The sequence below is a fragment of the Janthinobacterium sp. PSPC1-1 genome, assembly GCF_049897625.1.
In the GTDB taxonomy this organism is placed as follows: Bacteria; Pseudomonadota; Gammaproteobacteria; order Burkholderiales; family Burkholderiaceae_D; genus Janthinobacterium; species Janthinobacterium tructae.
On record NZ_JAFCWP010000013.1, the window covers coordinates 39,133 to 54,341 of the forward strand.

Here is a 15,209-nt window from a genome sequence, read left to right on the forward strand (position 1 = left end):
GGATTCTTTAGCGTGGGCGGATCGATTGCAGGAAGGCTTGCAGCACGGGGGTATCGGTGTAGGCCACGTTGAAGCGGAACCACACCGTCTCGGGCGCGCGCAGCATGAAAAATTCGTTCGGCGACAGCAGGATACCGGCCTTCAATGCCATGTCGGCGATGATCTTGCCATTCCATTCCGGTGTCTGCAGGTCGGGCCAGCCGGCGCTGACGAACATGCCGCCACGCGGTCGCGCCACGGGCGCCATGCCCGCCTGTGCCAGGCAGTCGATGCTGCGCTCGCGGGCCGCCTCGAGTTGCGCCACCAGGCGTTCCACCATGCGCTTGTAGGGCCGCGCGGAGATGGCGTGGTAGACGGCGCGCTCGTTGATTTCCGACGTCGTCAGTCCCGCCAGCATTTTCACGCGCACCAGTTCGGCCACCAGCGGCGGCGAGGCGCAAATCGACCCCACGCGCAGCACGGGCGACAGGGTCTTGGAAAAACTGCCCACGCGGATCACGCGGCGCAAGCCGTCCATCGCCGCCAGCGATGCTTCGCCGCGCGCCGCCAGTTCGCGGTAGATATCGTCTTCCACCAGCCAGAAATCGAACTGCTCGGCCAGCGCCAGCAGACGGTGCGTCTGCGCCTGGCTCAAGGAAGTACCGAGCGGATTTTGCAGTACCGTGTTGACGAACATCAGCTTCGGCTGCGTGCGCGCGGCTTCAACGGCCAGCGCATCGAGATCGAGGCCCGCCTCGCTGCGCGCAATGCCCACGGGGATGCAGCCGTGGTGGCGTATCAGCGACTGCAGATTGCTGTAGCCGGGGTCTTCCACCAGCACCGTGTCGCCCGGCTTGGTCAGGCTGCGCAGGATCAGATCGAAGGCATGCGTGGCGCCATGCGTCAGCAAGACCTGGTCCGGCTCCACCTGGAACAGCTCTTCCGACAGGCTGCTTGCCAGGTGCTGGCGCAGCGAGGCAAAGCCCAAGGGATGGCCATAGCCGCGCAGCCGGCTGGCGGGTATGCGCATGGCCTGGCGTACGGCATCGAGCACGGTCGCTTCGCCATACATCTCGGGCGGCAGCCAGCCCGCGCCCACGGGCAGGGCATCGGATACGCCCGAATACAGGTCCGGCGTGAGGGCATCAATGGCGGTGGGGCTGGCAAGGGTGTTGGCAATGAGTGCGGCTTGCGGCGAGGCGGCGATATCGTGGCGCGCGACGAAATAGCCGGAGCCGCGCCGCGATGACAGCAAACCGAGGTTGACCAGGCGGTCATACGATTCGACGACGGTGAACGTCGAGACGCCATTGCAGCGGGCGAACTGGCGCACGGACGGCATGCGCGTGCCGATGCGCAGGGCGCGGCTGCCCACCATGACGCTGATGGCGATGACGATCTGCTCGACGAGGCCGCCCTTTTTCTGGCGGTCGATGTCCAGCACGGGCCAGCCACTGCCTTGCTCGGGGGCATCGTCTGTGCTGTCGCTGTGCTTCACGGTGGCTCCTTATGCTGCCTTGCACAAAACTGTAGTGGTTTTTCGACCTGTACGGTTGGGGTACTTTGCCGTTTGTGTATCTGTGCCATTGCAGATGGCCTGTCTATTATTACATCAGCTTTTTGCCAACTGGTAAATTATTTTACGCTTCGTCAAAAACGATCCTGGCGCCGCGCCAGCCCATCCCAAGGAGAAGATCATGAACGAAACAAGGCCGGAATCGATGTCGGCATTCTGGATGCCGTTTACGAATAACCGCGATTTCAAGGCCAATCCACGCTTGCTGGTGTCGGCTGAAGGCATGTATTACAAGGATGTCGATGGCAACGCCATCCTCGATGGTACGGCCGGCCTGTGGTGCGTGCCATGCGGCCATGCGCAGCCGCAGATCGTCGGCGCCATCCGCGAGATGGTCGGCCAGCTCGATTTCGCACCCACCTTCCAGATGGGCCATCCGGCCGCCTTTGACCTGGCGGAAAAACTGATGGACTACACGGGGCATAAATTTGGCCACGTCTTCTACACGAACTCCGGTTCCGAAGCCGTCGACACGGCGTTAAAAATCGCGCTGGCCTATCACCGCGTGCGCGGCGAGGGCGCACGCACGCGCCTGATCGGCCGCGAACGCGGTTATCACGGCGTGGGCTTCGGCGGCATTTCCGTGGGTGGCATCGGCGGCAACCGCAAGACCTTCGGCCCCTTGCTGCCAGGCGTGGACCATCTGCCGCACACGCACAACCTGGACCAGAACGCCTATACGGTGGGCGAACCCGAATACGGCACCCACCTGGCCGATGAACTGGAACGCATCGTCGCCCTGCATGACGCCTCGACGATTGCGGCCGTCATCGTCGAGCCGGTGGCCGGCTCCACGGGCGTGCTGATTCCGCCGAAAGGTTATCTGAAACGCTTGCGCGAGCTGTGTACCAAACACGGCATCCTGCTCATCTTCGATGAAGTGATCACGGGTTTCGGCCGCATGACGACGCCGTTCGCCTTTGACTATTTCGACGTCGAGCCGGACCTGATGACGACGGCCAAGGGCCTGACCAACGGCATGGTGCCGATGGGCGCCGTCTTCAGCAAAAAGTACATCCACGACGCCTTCATGGATGCGCCACCGGGCATCGAACTGTTCCACGGCTACACGTATTCCGGCCACCCGCTGGCCTGCGCCGCCTCGCTGGCGACCTTGCAAGTGTTCGAGGAGCAGGACATCCTGGGCCACGCCAAAGCGATGCAGGCGTATTGGAGCGACGCCGTGCACTCGCTGAAAGGCTTGCCGCACGTGATCGACCTGCGCAGCATCGGCCTGATCGCCGGCATCGAACTCGATCCCATCGCCGGCAAGCCGGGCACGCGCGCCTTCAGCGCCTTCAAGCAGGCTTTCGCCGACGGCGTGCTGATACGCACGACAGGCGACATCATCGCCCTGTCGCCGCCGCTGGTGCTGGAAAAACAGCATGTCGACGAGCTGTTTGGCAAGCTGGCGAAGGTTTTAAAGAATCTCGATTGAGACGGCGTCAACCCGGGGTCAGACCCGTTGGGTCTGACCCCAGCATTTTTTTGGGTTTATAAAGAGGAATACCAATGACTGATCTCGACACCATCACCCACTACATCAACGGCGCCAAGGTCGACACGCAAAGTGGCCGCTACGGCGACGTCTACAACCCCGCACTGGGAGTACCCGTGGCCCGCGTGGCGCTCGGTACCGTGGAAGATGTCGACGCTGCCGTACAGGCAGCCGCCGCCGCCTTTCCCTCGTGGTCGGCCACGCCGCCATTGACGCGCGCGCGCGTGCTGTTTCGCTACCTGCAGCTGTGTCAGCAGCACACGGATGAATTTGCCGCCATGCTCACGCGCGAACATGGCAAGACCTTTGCCGATGCCCAGGGCGAAGTGGCGCGCGGCATCGAGATGGTGGAATTTGCCGTCGGCATCCCGCAGTTGTTAAAGGGCGAATTCACGGACCAGATTTCGCGCGGCATCGATGCCTGGTCCATGCGCCAGGCGCTGGGCGTGGTGGCCGGCATCACGCCATTCAACTTCCCTGTGATGGTGCCGATGTGGATGTTCCCCGTCGCCATCGCCTGCGGCAATACCTTCGTCTTGAAACCGTCCGAGCGCGATCCGTCGGCCTCCCTGCTGCACGCGAAATTGCTGAAGGAAGCGGGCTTGCCCGACGGCGTCTTCAACGTGGTGCAGGGCGATAAAGTCACCGTTGATGCCTTGCTCGACCACCCCGTGGTGCAGGCGATCAGCTTTGTCGGTTCGACGCCGATTGCCGAATACATCTATGCGCGCGGTAGCGCCAGCGGCAAGCGCGTGCAGGCGCTGGGCGGCGCGAAGAACCACATGGTGGTGATGCCCGACGCGGACATGGACATGACGGTCGACGCGCTGATCGGCGCGGCCTATGGTTCGGCGGGCGAACGCTGCATGGCCATCTCGGTGGTGGTGGCCGTGGGCGACGCAGGCGACAAATTGATCGACGCACTGGCAACGCGCACGGCCGCACTGAAAGTGCGCGACGGCATGGAAGATGGTGCGGAAATGGGACCGGTCGTCTCGCTGGCCGCCAAGCAGCGGATCGAAAAACTCATCGCCTCGGGCGTGGAGCAGGGCGCGACTTTGGTGGTCGATGGCCGCAACCATGTGGTGGCGGGACGCGAGAACGGCTTCTTTGTCGGCGGTACGTTATTTGACCACGTCACGCGCGACATGAGCATCTACAAGGAAGAGATTTTCGGCCCCGTGCTGTGCGTGCTCCGGTGTCCTGACGTGGTGCATGCGGTGGAGCTGATCAACGCCAACGAGTATGGCAACGGCGTGGCCATCTACACGCGCGATGGCGGCGTGGCGCGCGAATTCGTGCGCCAGATCCAGGTCGGCATGGTGGGCGTCAACATCCCCTTGCCCGTGCCGATGGCCTTCAACAGCTTTGGCGGCTGGAAGCGCAGCATGTTCGGCGACCACCACGCGTATGGACCCGAAGGCGTGCGTTTCTACACGCGCCACAAGGCCGTGATGCAGCGCTGGCCGAACACGGCAAGCGCTGGTGTGGAATTTGCTTTTCCCCAGATGAAGTGACGGTTTAAAACTAAAAGTCCACCGCAGGATCAACGAAGGAAAACGCGATGATCGAGTCCCTGAACTATTTGCCGCATCCCGCCCTGCCCAATGAGGAACTGGCGGGCCATTTCACGGACCTGGCGCCGCCCCTGACGGCGCGCCAGGCGGCCATCGAAAGCGCCCGCTGCCTGTACTGCTACGACGCGCCGTGCAGCCGCATCTGTCCGTCGGAAATCGACGTGGCCAGCTTCATCCGCAACATCCACGACAAGAACATCAACGGCGCCGCCGCCGGTATCCTGAAACAGAACATCCTGGGCGGCAGTTGCGCCCGCGTCTGCCCCACGGAAATCCTGTGCGAGGACGTCTGCGTGCGCAACCACGACGCGGAAGGCCAGCCTGTGAAAATCGGCCTGTTGCAGCGCTACGCCGTCGACCATATGCATTTTGCGGCGCACCCGTTCCAGCGCGCGGCCGCCACGGGCAAGACCATCGCCATCGTCGGCGCGGGCCCGGCCGGCCTGTCGTGCGCGCACCGTCTGGCCATGCTGGGCCACGACGTGGTGATCTTTGAAAAGGAAGGCAAGGCGGGCGGCTTGAACGAATACGGTATCGCCAAGTACAAGCTGACGGACGACTTCGCGCAAAAGGAAATCGACTTCCTGCTGGGCATCGGCGGCATTGAGATCCGATGTCGCCGGGTGCTGGGCGAGAACCTGCAGCTGCGCGACTTGCACGCGCAGTACGATGCCGTCTTCCTCGGCCTGGGCCTGGGCGCCAGCCGCAAGCTGGGCCTGACGGGCGAAGATGCGCCGGGTCTCTTGGCCGCCGTCGATTACATCGCCGCGCTGCGCCAGGCGGACGACCTGGCCGCGCTGCCCGTGCCGAAACGCGCCATCGTGATTGGCGCCGGCAATACGGCCATCGACATGGCCGTGCAGATCCAGCGCCTGGGCGCCGAGGAAGTCACCCTGGTCTACCGGCGCGGCTTCGACGCCATGACGGCCACCCACCATGAGCAGGAAATCGCCAAGGCCAACCAGGTGCGCATGCTGACGTGGGCCCAGCCGCAACAGGTGCTGCTCGACGCGGCTGGCCATGTCGCCGGCATGCGTTTCGAGAAAACGCGCATGCAGGGCACGCGTCTGGCAGGGACGGGGGAAACGTTCGACGTGGCGGCCGACGTCATCTTCAAGGCCATCGGCCAGAATCTCGACACCGGCGTGCTGATTGATCCGATGGCGTCGCTGCTGCAGCGCGAAGGCGACAAGATCGCCGTCGATGCAGGCTTTCGCACGGTGCTGCCGGGGATCTATGCGGGCGGCGACTGCGTGGCGCCGGGGCAGGACTTGACGGTGCAAGCCGTCCAGCATGGCAAGCTGGCCGCACTGGCCATCCATTCCGATTTATTGAATAAAGTGGAGGCTGCATAATGGCTGATCTCAGCATCGAATTTTGCGGCATCAAGGCGCCGAATCCCTTCTGGCTGGCGTCCGCGCCACCCACCGACAAGGCCTATAACGTGGTGCGTGCCTTCGAGGCGGGGTGGGGCGGCGTGGTGTGGAAAACCCTGGGTGAAGACCCGGCCGCCGTCAACGTATCGTCGCGCTATTCCGCCCTGTATGGCAAGAACCGCGAAGTGGTGGGCTTCAATAACATCGAACTGATCACCGACCGCTCGCTGGAGATCAATCTGCGCGAAATCACGCAGGTGAAAAAGGACTGGCCCGACCGCGCCATGATCGTCTCGCTGATGCTGCCGTGCGAAGAGCACTACTGGGCCGACATTTTGCCGAAGGTGGAGGCGACAGGAGCGGATGGTATCGAACTCAATTTCGGCTGCCCGCACGGCATGCCGGAGCGGGGCATGGGTGCGGCCGTGGGCCAGGTGCCCGAGTATGTGCAGATGGTCACCGCCTGGTGCAAGAAGCACAGCAAGCTACCCGTCATCGTCAAGCTCACGCCGAACATCACGGACGTGCGCATGCCGGCGCGCGCGGCCAAGGCGGGCGGCGCGGACGCCGTCTCGCTGATCAACACCATCAATTCCATCACCTCGCTGGACCTGGACCGCATGGTGGCCTTGCCCATCGTGGGCGGCGCCAGCACCCATGGCGGCTATTGCGGGTCTGCCGTCAAGCCTATCGCCCTGAACATGGTGGCGGAAATCGCCCGCGATCCGCAGACGCGCGGCTTGCCCATTTCCGGCATCGGCGGCATCGGCAACTGGCGCGACGCGGCCGAATTCATCGCCCTGGGCGCCGGCTGCGTGCAGGTGTGCACGGCCGCCATGCTGCATGGTTTCCGCATTGTCGAAGAGATGAAGGATGGCCTGTCACGCTGGATGGATGAGAAGGGCTATGAAAGCATCAGCGATTTTTCCGGCAAGGCCGTGGCCAACACGACGGACTGGAAATACCTGGACATGAATTACCAGGTCATCGCGCACATCAACCAGGATGACTGCATCAAGTGCGGCAAGTGCTATGTGGCCTGCGAAGACACGTCGCACCAGTCGATTGCGCAACTGATCGACGCCGCCGGCATGCGCACGTATGAGGTGATCAAGGAGGAATGCGTGGGCTGCAACCTGTGCGAAATCACCTGTCCGGTGCAGGGCTGCATCACGATGGTGCCGCAGGCCACGGGCAAGCCATACATGAACTGGACGCAGGATCCCAGGAATCCTCGGGCATTGGTGGAAACGGTGTAGGGCACGTTTTTTGCGTACGTTTATTTTATAAACTGTAGCCTGTCTTTGCAGTAAGCTAGACTGCCGCAGTTTACACAATGCCGTATCCCTGGCGTCATTCAAGATGCCGGCGGCCTAACCGATGGAGAATACCTGTGAACCACGACTATTCAGGCAATACGCAGCTGTGGAATGAAGACCTGGCGCCCACCACGGCGGCGCAGCGTACCTGGCGCTGGTATCACTTTGCCGCGCTGTGGGTCGGCATGGTGATGTGCATTCCCGCCTACACGCTGTCGGCCAGCCTGATCGACAGCGGCATGTCCGGCTACCAGGCCGTGCTCACGGTATTTCTCGCCAACGCCATCGTGCTCCTGCCCATGCTGCTGATCGGCCATGCGGGCACCAAATACGGCATCCCGTATGCGGTGCTGGCGCGCGCCTCGTTCGGCACCATGGGTGCGCGACTGCCAGCGCTGATGCGCGCCATCGTCGCCTGCGGCTGGTACGGCATCCAGACCTGGTTCGGCGGCCAGATGATCTATACCCTGATGGGCGTCTTGATGGGGCATGAACTGGGCGGCGAGAAGATCGCGGGCCTGGGCATCAACGGCAGCCAGTTGCTGTGCTTCCTGGCTTTCTGGGCCATCCAGTTCTATTACATCCTGCATGGCATGGAGTCGATCCGCAAACTCGAAACCTATACGGCGCCGCTGAAAATCCTCATCTGCTTCGTGCTGCTGTACTGGGTGCACAGCAAGGCCGGCGGCGTGGGCGCGCTGCTGGACCAGCCATCGCAATTCATCCCCGGCGGCAAGAAGGCGGGCCAGTTCTGGAGCGTCTTCTGGCCATCGTTGACGGCCATGGTGGGTTTCTGGGCCACCCTGGCACTGAACATTCCCGACTTCACGCGCTTCGCCAAGACGCAGCGCGACCAGGTGATCGGCCAGTCCGTCGGCTTGCCCGTGCCCATGGGGTTGCTGGCCATGCTGGCCGTGATCGTCACTGCCGGTTCCGTAGTCATGTACGGCAAGGCCATCTGGGACCCCGTCGACCTGGCCAGCCGCATGACGGGCGCCGCCGTGCTGGTCGCCCTGATCATCCTGCTGATCGACACGGTCAGCGTCAACCTGGCGGCCAACCTGGTGGGCCCGGCGTATGACTTTTCCTCGCTGGCGCCGAAGCAGATTTCGTACAAGATGGGCGGCTACATCACGGCCTTCATCGCCATCGTCATGATGCCGTGGAAAGTGCTCGAGTCGACGCAGGGCTATATCTTCACGTGGCTGATCGGCTACTCGGCCCTGCTGGGCCCCATCGCCGGCATCCTCATCGTCGACTATTATTTTGTGCGCAAGACGCAGCTCGACGTCAGGCAGTTGTACCGCGATGACGGCATCTACTCGTATGGCAATGGCTGGAACATGGCGGCGCTGATCGCCTTTGTCATCGCCGTGCTGCCGAATATCCCGGGCTTTCTGAACGCGGCTTTTCCCACGGCGTTTCCCGGCGTGGCCGAAGGCTTTAAAACCATTTACACCTACGCCTGGTTCGTGGGCGTGGCCATCGCCGCAGTCGTATACGGCGTCATGATGAAGGGCAAGGTGGCGGCACGCGTGCAGCAGGTGCCGCAGTCCTGATCTTTTCGAGAAGGAGACAAGATGACTACATTGATACGTGGCGGTACCGTCGTCAACGCCGACCGCGCGTTTCGCGCCGATGTGCTGATCGAGGGCGACACGATTGCCGCCGTTGGCGAGAACTTGCCGGTGCCGGTGGGCGCCACCGTGATCGACGCGGGCGGCCTGTACGTGATGCCGGGCGGGATCGACACCCACACGCACATGAATTTACCCTTCATGGGCACCGTGACGTCGGACGATTTTTTCACGGGCACGGCGGCGGGACTGGCGGGCGGTACCACCACCATTATGGACTTCGTCATTCCTGCCCCGAAGCAGTCGCTGATCGAGGCGTATCACCAGTGGCGCGCATGGTCGGCCAAGGCGGCCGGCGACTACACCTTCCACGTGGCCATCACCTGGTGGAGCGAGCAGGTTCATGAAGAAATGGGAGTGCTGGTGCGCGAGCATGGCGTGAACAGCTTCAAGCACTTCATGGCCTACAAAAACGCCATCATGGCCGACGATGAAACGCTGGTGAAAAGCTTTACCCGTTCGCTGGAGCTGGGGGCATTGCCCACCGTGCATGCGGAAAACGGCGAGCTGGTTTTTCAATTGCAGCAAGCCTTGCTGAAAAAGGGGATTACCGGACCGCAGGCGCACCCCTTGTCGCGTCCTCCCGCCGTGGAGGCGGAGGCGGCCAACCGCGCCATTGCGATTGCCAATGTGCTCAATACCCCCGTGTACATCGTGCACGTCTCGTGCGCGGAGTCGCTCGACGCCATTACGCGGGCGCGCGCCAACGGCCAGCGCGTGTATGGCGAAGCGCTGGCGGGCCACCTGGTGATCGACGACAGCGTCTACCAGAGCGATGATTTCGATTATGTGGCGGGCCACGTCATGAGCCCGCCGTTTCGCGGCAAGCACCATCAAACGGCCTTGTGGCACGGCCTGCAAAGCGGCAACCTGCACACGACGGCCACCGACCACTGCACCTTTTGCGCCGAGCAGAAGGCGGCCGGCAAGGACGACTTCACGCGCATCCCGAACGGCTGCGGCGGCGTCGAGGAACGCATGGCCGTGGTGTGGGATGCGGGCGTCAATTCCGGCATGCTCACGCCCTCCGAATTCGTCAAGGTCTCGTCGACCAATGCGGCGCAGATCTTCAATATGTATCCGCGCAAGGGCCTCATCGCCGCAGGCAGCGATGCCGACATCGTGCTGTGGGACCCGCAGGGCACGCGTACCATTTCCGCCGCCACGCAGTTCGCCAAAGGGGGCTTCAACGTCTTCGAAGGGCGCACCGTGCGCGGCATCCCCCACACCACGATTGCCGCCGGCAAGGTGGTGTTTCACCAGGGCGAGCTGACGGCCGTCGAAGGGGCCGGGCGCTATATCGAGCGCCCGGCGTTTGCCGCCACCACAGCATGAAGTCAGGAGACAATAATGGATGATCTACGCATCAATGGCGAACGGCTGTGGGTAGCCCTGATGGAACTGGCGCAGATCGGCGCGACAGTGAAGGGCGGCGTCAAGCGCCTGGCCCTGACGGACCTCGACAAACAGGGGCGCGACCTGGTGGTGCGCTGGGGCCGCGAGGCTGGCATGAGCATTACCATCGACCAGATCGGCAATGTCTTCATGCGCCGCGACGGCACGGACAATACCCTGCCGCCCGTGATGACGGGCAGCCATATCGACACGCAGCCCACGGGCGGCAAGTTCGATGGCAATTACGGCGTGCTGGCCGGACTGGAAGTGGTGCGCACCCTGAACGATTTACAGATCAAGACGCGGGCACCCATCGAGGTGGCATTCTGGACCAACGAGGAAGGCTCGCGCTTCGTGCCCGTGATGATGGGTTCCGGCGTATTTTGCGGCGCTTTCTCGCTCGAAACCGCGTATGCGGCGAAAGACACGGAAGGCAAAACGGTGGGCGAGGAGCTGGCGCGCATCGGCTATCGTGGAGACCAGGTGCCGGGCGACCATCCGATCGGCGCCTATTTCGAAACGCATATCGAGCAGGGTCCTGTGCTGGAAGACGCCGATAAAGTCATCGGCGTGGTGCCTGCCGTGATGGGACTGTCCTGGTACGACTGCGTGGTGACGGGCATGGAAGCGCATGCGGGACCGACGCCCATGGGCTTGCGCAAGGACGCGCTGCAGGTGGCCACTGTCATCATGCAGGAAGTCGTCGCCATTGCCAACCGCTACCCGCCGTATGGGCGCGGCACGGTGGGCATGGTGCAGGTGTTCCCGAACAGCCGCAACGTGATCCCCGGGGAAGTGACATTCAGCATCGACCTGCGCAATGTGAACGACGAACTGCTCAACACCATGCATGGCGAGATCACGGCCTTCATCGACGCCACGCGCGAAAAAACAGGCTTGGGCATTTCACTGGAAAGGGTGTCCTATTACCCGCCATGCCCGTTCCACCCCGATTGCGTGGGCGCCGTGCGCAATGCCACCGCAAAGCTGGGTTATTCCGTGATGGACGTGGTGTCCGGCGCCGGTCACGACGCCATCTACGCGGCCCGGCTGGCGCCGGCTGGCATGATCTTCGTGCCCTGCAAGGACGGCATCAGCCACAATGAAATCGAGGATGCCAAGCCCGAGCACCTGGCAGCGGGCTGCAATGTGCTGCTGCACGCGATGCTGGAGCGGGCCGTGGCCGTCTAAGTAATCCTCGGGGAATTATTGTGAATTTATAGCGAACAGAAGCGGATGCGATGCAAGGCGCCCGCCGCGACGCAGTGCAGGCACTGCTAAGTAGTTCGTCAATTTTTGCTGTCAAAGCCTGATAGGCAACGACGCAGGAGTTGATGTGATGAAACTACTGATATTGTGGCAGGTTGAACAGCAGACATTGCGCGAGATGGGTATTTTTCATCCCCACCCACGTGTACGCATACGCGCCCAAGCGATAGTTCGGCTGAGCCAAGGATTGACGTTGCCACAAACCGCGAACGAATTCCATGTCCATCTGAACAGCATCGAAGCGTGGCGGCAGCGCTGGAACAAGCAAGGCCTGATGGGCCTGTACCAAGGACGTCACACTGGGCGCAAGCGCAAGTGGACAGCTGCACAGCAGCGCGCCGCTTATGGAGGCTAGATTAATTCCCGGCCGCCGCTATCGCGTAGCTGGAACTTGCTCCAGGTCACGCTCAGGGCGGCATGTCGTCAATTCTTCTTTTCAAGAAAGTACAGTGTCCGGTTGCCGGCGACGAGTGGCTGTTTTTTCTCGATGGTGTATTTTTCGCAAAATACGCGTTCAAAACTGTCGATCGACATCCCCGCATACAGTTCTTCATTGATGCCGGCGATTTCGGCAAAACGCCGGTCTTGCGGTTCTATCCATTCCAATACCAGGAAGCGCGGCGCTAGCGACAGGAAAAATTCCAGGATCATCGGCAGACTGGCGCGTTCGGAAACGAGCAAGTGATGCACCAGACCCAATGCCATGATGCAATCGAACTTGCCCGCAGCCCGCGCCATGAAACTATCCACCTCCTGGTTCATCCAGCCCACCGCCGGCGTGGGGCGTCCGATGTCGAGCAGGATCGGGGAAATCGGCAACGCCACGCCGCGCAATTGCTGGTACAGCCGCGACAACGCACCATGATCGTAATCGGCCGCCACCACTGTTTTTCCGGCACTGGCCGCAACCTTGCTGAACTCGCCAGCGTTGCAACCAAGATCGAGCACTGTGGCGATGTCGGGCCGGTCCACTGCAGCGCGCACGAAAGCAGTTTTCACCACGACGTCGGGCGCGCTGTAGTGGTCCCGGTCAGCCTCGTAATTTTCCCATTTGGACGGTTTGGCCGACGCGGCGGGCTTGAGCGCATCGACATGTTTCTCCAGCCGCTTCAAGGTACGCGCCAACAAGAACATCGCCAGTTCGGCTGACCTGGCTTTCGGCGCGCTGGCGCCGCCGCTGGTACGCGATTGGCCCATTCCGCCGAAAAACGTCGGCAAGGTCACCGCTTCCAACGCCGGCTGCACATAGGCGCGCCAGCCACCGATAATGCGTCTGGCCTGCTCGGGCTGCACGCCATCGCGGTACTGGACAAACAGAGCGGACGTCTGCATGCCGGTGTGGCGATAAAGCAACAAGGGGATCAGAAAATGCCGGCAAAACTGTGCATACGCGATCCAAACGCCAGACTCATCCATGCGCTCGAATGACAGGATATCGCAAAACCTCGGCTTGCCATGTTCGAACAGGATATTCCACGCCGATGCATCCTTGATGATCCAGCCGTGTGCCAAAGCTGTCCTGGCGATTTGCAGTGTCATTTTTGCCGCGTCATACAACTGCAAAGCGGTAATTTCATGCGGATAGCATGGGAAATCGACAGCGCGGTGTTCCAGCCAGCGTAAATGCTCCGTATCAGTGACAGATTCGACGCGGCCGGCGACCCACTCGGACTGCGGGAACCAACCATCGGCGACTCCTTGTCGATACCAGGGCGCGTTGATTAACGTTTCTACATCATCGACTTTTTGCGTACTGACGGCGCGAAAAATCCGGCCATTTTTTTTTGCGACAAAACCGGACGGGTCGCGCCAGGAAACTTTTTTCAGAATTTCAAAATTTGTAGCCATCCGGCGCGCTCCAGGTTTCATAATAAGGTGTACGCCGCAACGCATCGGCCAATTCAGGCTGGGTATCGAGTTTTCCGGACAAAAAATCCAGCGCCAATTGCTTGCTATGGACAGTGCTGATGCGGTCCGGCAAGACAATGGGTTCACTGGCGCCCACCTTCCAGACGACAAAGGGAATCGCGGCCGGCTGCTTGGAATGTGTCCTCAACCAATGATCGGAAGAAACGACAAGGAGAATATTTTGTTTGTCGGCAAGCGCTTGCAGATCTTTGACGACACGTCCAAGCACCATGTCGGCGCCGATCAAATTTTGTCTGTAGGCATCGGTATCATTTTCTACCGGCTGCTTCAACAGGCGCTGCACATAGATATTGGGCAAATGCGGCAAATTCATATGGATGAAATCGAATGAACTGCGCTGGTTGGCAAGTGTTGCGTCGAGGTGAGACAGCACGTTATCGGACGCACGGTACATATGATCAAAATGATATAACACGAACTCCGGCAAAATTCGGGTGGCCCCTTTGATATTCTTGATCGCTGAAATCAGTGCTGTGCTGAAAAAAGTCAGGCCGTCAAACCATCTGCCCGCATTGACTGCATAGGTGCTATTGCAAGATTGCAATGACGGGAACATCTTGCAATAGGGGTGATAAAAACCCAGCACTGTTGCGGCCTGTGGCCCGCCGGGCAATTGCGAAAATATGGCGCTATCCGGGCCAAAACGTACCATCTTGTGCTGCTGATCCACCAAATCGAGTCTGTTTTGGGATCTGATCGTGACCCCCGATAGCGCTGTGCCCGTCAATAACGCAGGGATGGAATATGACGTGTCCTGGCCAGGTGAAAACGCCTGGTCTGCACTGATCGCACGCGCCGTCAACGCCGAAAAGTTTGGCATGGCAGCGGCCATGCCGGAACCCGGCTTCAAGCTCAGTGCATAGTCCATTTCATCAAAAATAACCCATACCACGCGTCGATCGACGGTAGTCACCGCGTGATCCGGCGTGACCGCCGCAGGTGCCGCGGGTTGAAAAAAGAAGTCAAGAGCGATACAACGATACAGCGCAAGAAAGACAAAGGCATACCCCATCGTTGACAGAGCGCGTATCCACTTTGACAAGTTGTTTCGGGTCAGATATAAACATCCGAAGATAATCGCCAGCGTAGCGCCGACCAGCATGATTTTTCCGATGCCAAATCGATTCGTCGATTCAAAAACCGATGGCATGATGAGTTGTACGAGATTACCCCATGGATAATCCGCCGCATTAAAAGCGCTTTTTATCGCCACCAGTGTGAACGCCGCAGTACCAAAAAACATCAACTTGCGCTTGATGCCGGCACTTGGCAGGGAACTGGTCGCCAGCAAAATAACCGGTACCAGGCAAAAAACGGTGACCAGCGAGGGATAAACAATATAATCAAAAAACGATGGCACAAAATAAAGCGTCAACGGATTTAAAAAATTCAGAAAATAAGCCGATGCATAAAGTAGGGACAAACCTGTTGCCGTATTCAGACGCGTCATTATTTTTTATTTTTTCTTGAAAAAAAATTCCGGATCAACTTGAATAATTGGCCAGGGCGTGAAATATAAAACATCACCGCGCCGAAGACGGTGATCAACAGCTGCAGCAGATAGGCCCCGGTTCCCGGATCGACATAGGCGAATGCAGTGCCGGGGAAAAGGAGAATAAAAGTGGCCATCAAAATTGATTTTTTGTCAAGCATG

Annotated in this window: 12 protein-coding genes; 8 read left to right on the forward strand and 4 right to left on the reverse strand. The window is 60.6% G+C overall.

Annotated features, from left to right (window positions below):
- Window positions 1–7 precede the first annotated feature (7 nt).
- Complete coding sequence (locus tag ACP7EG_RS26670) at window positions 8–1,477, reverse strand: PLP-dependent aminotransferase family protein (RefSeq protein WP_426090085.1); 1,470 nt, start codon at window positions 1,475–1,477, stop codon at window positions 8–10.
- Window positions 1,478–1,676: 199 nt separating this feature from the next.
- On the opposite strand from ACP7EG_RS26670, the gene ACP7EG_RS26675 reads away from it, so the two are divergent.
- The 8 genes from ACP7EG_RS26675 (at window position 1,677) to ACP7EG_RS26710 (ending at window position 11,981) form a co-directional block, all read left to right on the forward strand.
- Window positions 1,677–2,993, forward strand: coding sequence for an aspartate aminotransferase family protein (locus tag ACP7EG_RS26675; protein ID WP_426090086.1), 1,317 nt, complete (start codon window positions 1,677–1,679; stop codon window positions 2,991–2,993).
- Window positions 2,994–3,067: 74 nt separating this feature from the next.
- The gene (locus ACP7EG_RS26680; protein WP_426090087.1) at window positions 3,068–4,570 is read left to right on the forward strand and encodes a CoA-acylating methylmalonate-semialdehyde dehydrogenase; all 1,503 of its coding nucleotides are present in this window, start codon (window positions 3,068–3,070) and stop codon (window positions 4,568–4,570) included.
- Window positions 4,571–4,617: 47 nt separating this feature from the next.
- Entirely contained in the window at window positions 4,618–5,985 is a 1,368-nt protein-coding gene (locus ACP7EG_RS26685) for an NAD(P)-dependent oxidoreductase (RefSeq protein ID WP_426090088.1), read from the forward strand.
- Complete coding sequence (gene preA, locus ACP7EG_RS26690) at window positions 5,985–7,265, forward strand: NAD-dependent dihydropyrimidine dehydrogenase subunit PreA (protein ID WP_426090089.1); 1,281 nt, start codon at window positions 5,985–5,987, stop codon at window positions 7,263–7,265. Before ACP7EG_RS26685 ends, preA begins: the two co-directional genes overlap by 1 nt.
- Window positions 7,266–7,399: 134 nt before the next feature.
- Complete coding sequence (locus tag ACP7EG_RS26695; protein WP_426090090.1) at window positions 7,400–8,884, forward strand: NCS1 family nucleobase:cation symporter-1; 1,485 nt, start codon at window positions 7,400–7,402, stop codon at window positions 8,882–8,884.
- A gap of 21 nt (window positions 8,885–8,905) precedes the next feature.
- Window positions 8,906–10,297 (forward strand): dihydropyrimidinase, encoded by a 1,392-nt coding sequence (hydA, locus tag ACP7EG_RS26700; protein WP_426090091.1) that lies wholly within the window; start codon window positions 8,906–8,908, stop codon window positions 10,295–10,297.
- Window positions 10,298–10,312: 15 nt separating this feature from the next.
- Window positions 10,313–11,548 carry a Zn-dependent hydrolase gene (locus ACP7EG_RS26705; RefSeq protein WP_426090092.1) on the forward strand — a complete coding sequence of 412 codons (1,236 nt, stop codon included), beginning with the start codon at window positions 10,313–10,315 and terminating at the stop codon, window positions 11,546–11,548.
- Between the two features lie 148 nt (window positions 11,549–11,696).
- Window positions 11,697–11,981 (forward strand): helix-turn-helix domain-containing protein, encoded by a 285-nt coding sequence (locus ACP7EG_RS26710; RefSeq protein ID WP_426090093.1) that lies wholly within the window; start codon window positions 11,697–11,699, stop codon window positions 11,979–11,981.
- A 68-nt stretch (window positions 11,982–12,049) separates the two neighbouring features.
- On the opposite strand, the gene ACP7EG_RS26715 is transcribed toward ACP7EG_RS26710, so the two are convergent.
- Genes ACP7EG_RS26715 through ACP7EG_RS26725 form a run of 3 tightly spaced genes read right to left on the reverse strand, consistent with a single transcriptional unit; the run spans window position 12,050 to window position 15,208 of the window.
- Window positions 12,050–13,474 carry a class I SAM-dependent methyltransferase gene (locus tag ACP7EG_RS26715; RefSeq protein WP_426090094.1) on the reverse strand — a complete coding sequence of 475 codons (1,425 nt, stop codon included), beginning with the start codon at window positions 13,472–13,474 and terminating at the stop codon, window positions 12,050–12,052.
- The gene (locus ACP7EG_RS26720; protein WP_426090095.1) at window positions 13,458–15,005 is read right to left on the reverse strand and encodes a sulfatase-like hydrolase/transferase; all 1,548 of its coding nucleotides are present in this window, start codon (window positions 15,003–15,005) and stop codon (window positions 13,458–13,460) included. Before ACP7EG_RS26720 ends, ACP7EG_RS26715 begins: the two co-directional genes overlap by 17 nt.
- Entirely contained in the window at window positions 15,005–15,208 is a 204-nt protein-coding gene (locus ACP7EG_RS26725) for a hypothetical protein (protein WP_426090096.1), read from the reverse strand. The genes ACP7EG_RS26720 and ACP7EG_RS26725 overlap by 1 nt, the downstream gene beginning before the upstream one ends.
- Window position 15,209 lies beyond the last annotated feature (1 nt).

Bases quoted from the DNA above. Each gene is read 5' to 3' on its own strand.
- ACP7EG_RS26675 (WP_426090086.1), top strand. From the start codon at position 1,677: ATGAACGAAACAAGGCCGGAATCGATGTCGGCATTCTGGATGCCGTTT.
- ACP7EG_RS26680 (WP_426090087.1), top strand. From the start codon at position 3,068: ATGACTGATCTCGACACCATCACCCACTACATCAACGGCGCCAAGGTC.
- ACP7EG_RS26685 (WP_426090088.1), top strand. From the start codon at position 4,618: ATGATCGAGTCCCTGAACTATTTGCCGCATCCCGCCCTGCCCAATGAG.
- preA (WP_426090089.1), top strand. From the start codon at position 5,985: ATGGCTGATCTCAGCATCGAATTTTGCGGCATCAAGGCGCCGAATCCC.
- hydA (WP_426090091.1), top strand. From the start codon at position 8,906: ATGACTACATTGATACGTGGCGGTACCGTCGTCAACGCCGACCGCGCG.
- ACP7EG_RS26705 (WP_426090092.1), top strand. From the start codon at position 10,313: ATGGATGATCTACGCATCAATGGCGAACGGCTGTGGGTAGCCCTGATG.
- ACP7EG_RS26710 (WP_426090093.1), top strand. From the start codon at position 11,697: ATGAAACTACTGATATTGTGGCAGGTTGAACAGCAGACATTGCGCGAG.
- ACP7EG_RS26715 (WP_426090094.1), bottom strand. From the start codon at position 13,474: ATGGCTACAAATTTTGAAATTCTGAAAAAAGTTTCCTGGCGCGACCCG.
- ACP7EG_RS26720 (WP_426090095.1), bottom strand. From the start codon at position 15,005: ATGACGCGTCTGAATACGGCAACAGGTTTGTCCCTACTTTATGCATCG.
- ACP7EG_RS26725 (WP_426090096.1), bottom strand. From the start codon at position 15,208: ATGCTTGACAAAAAATCAATTTTGATGGCCACTTTTATTCTCCTTTTC.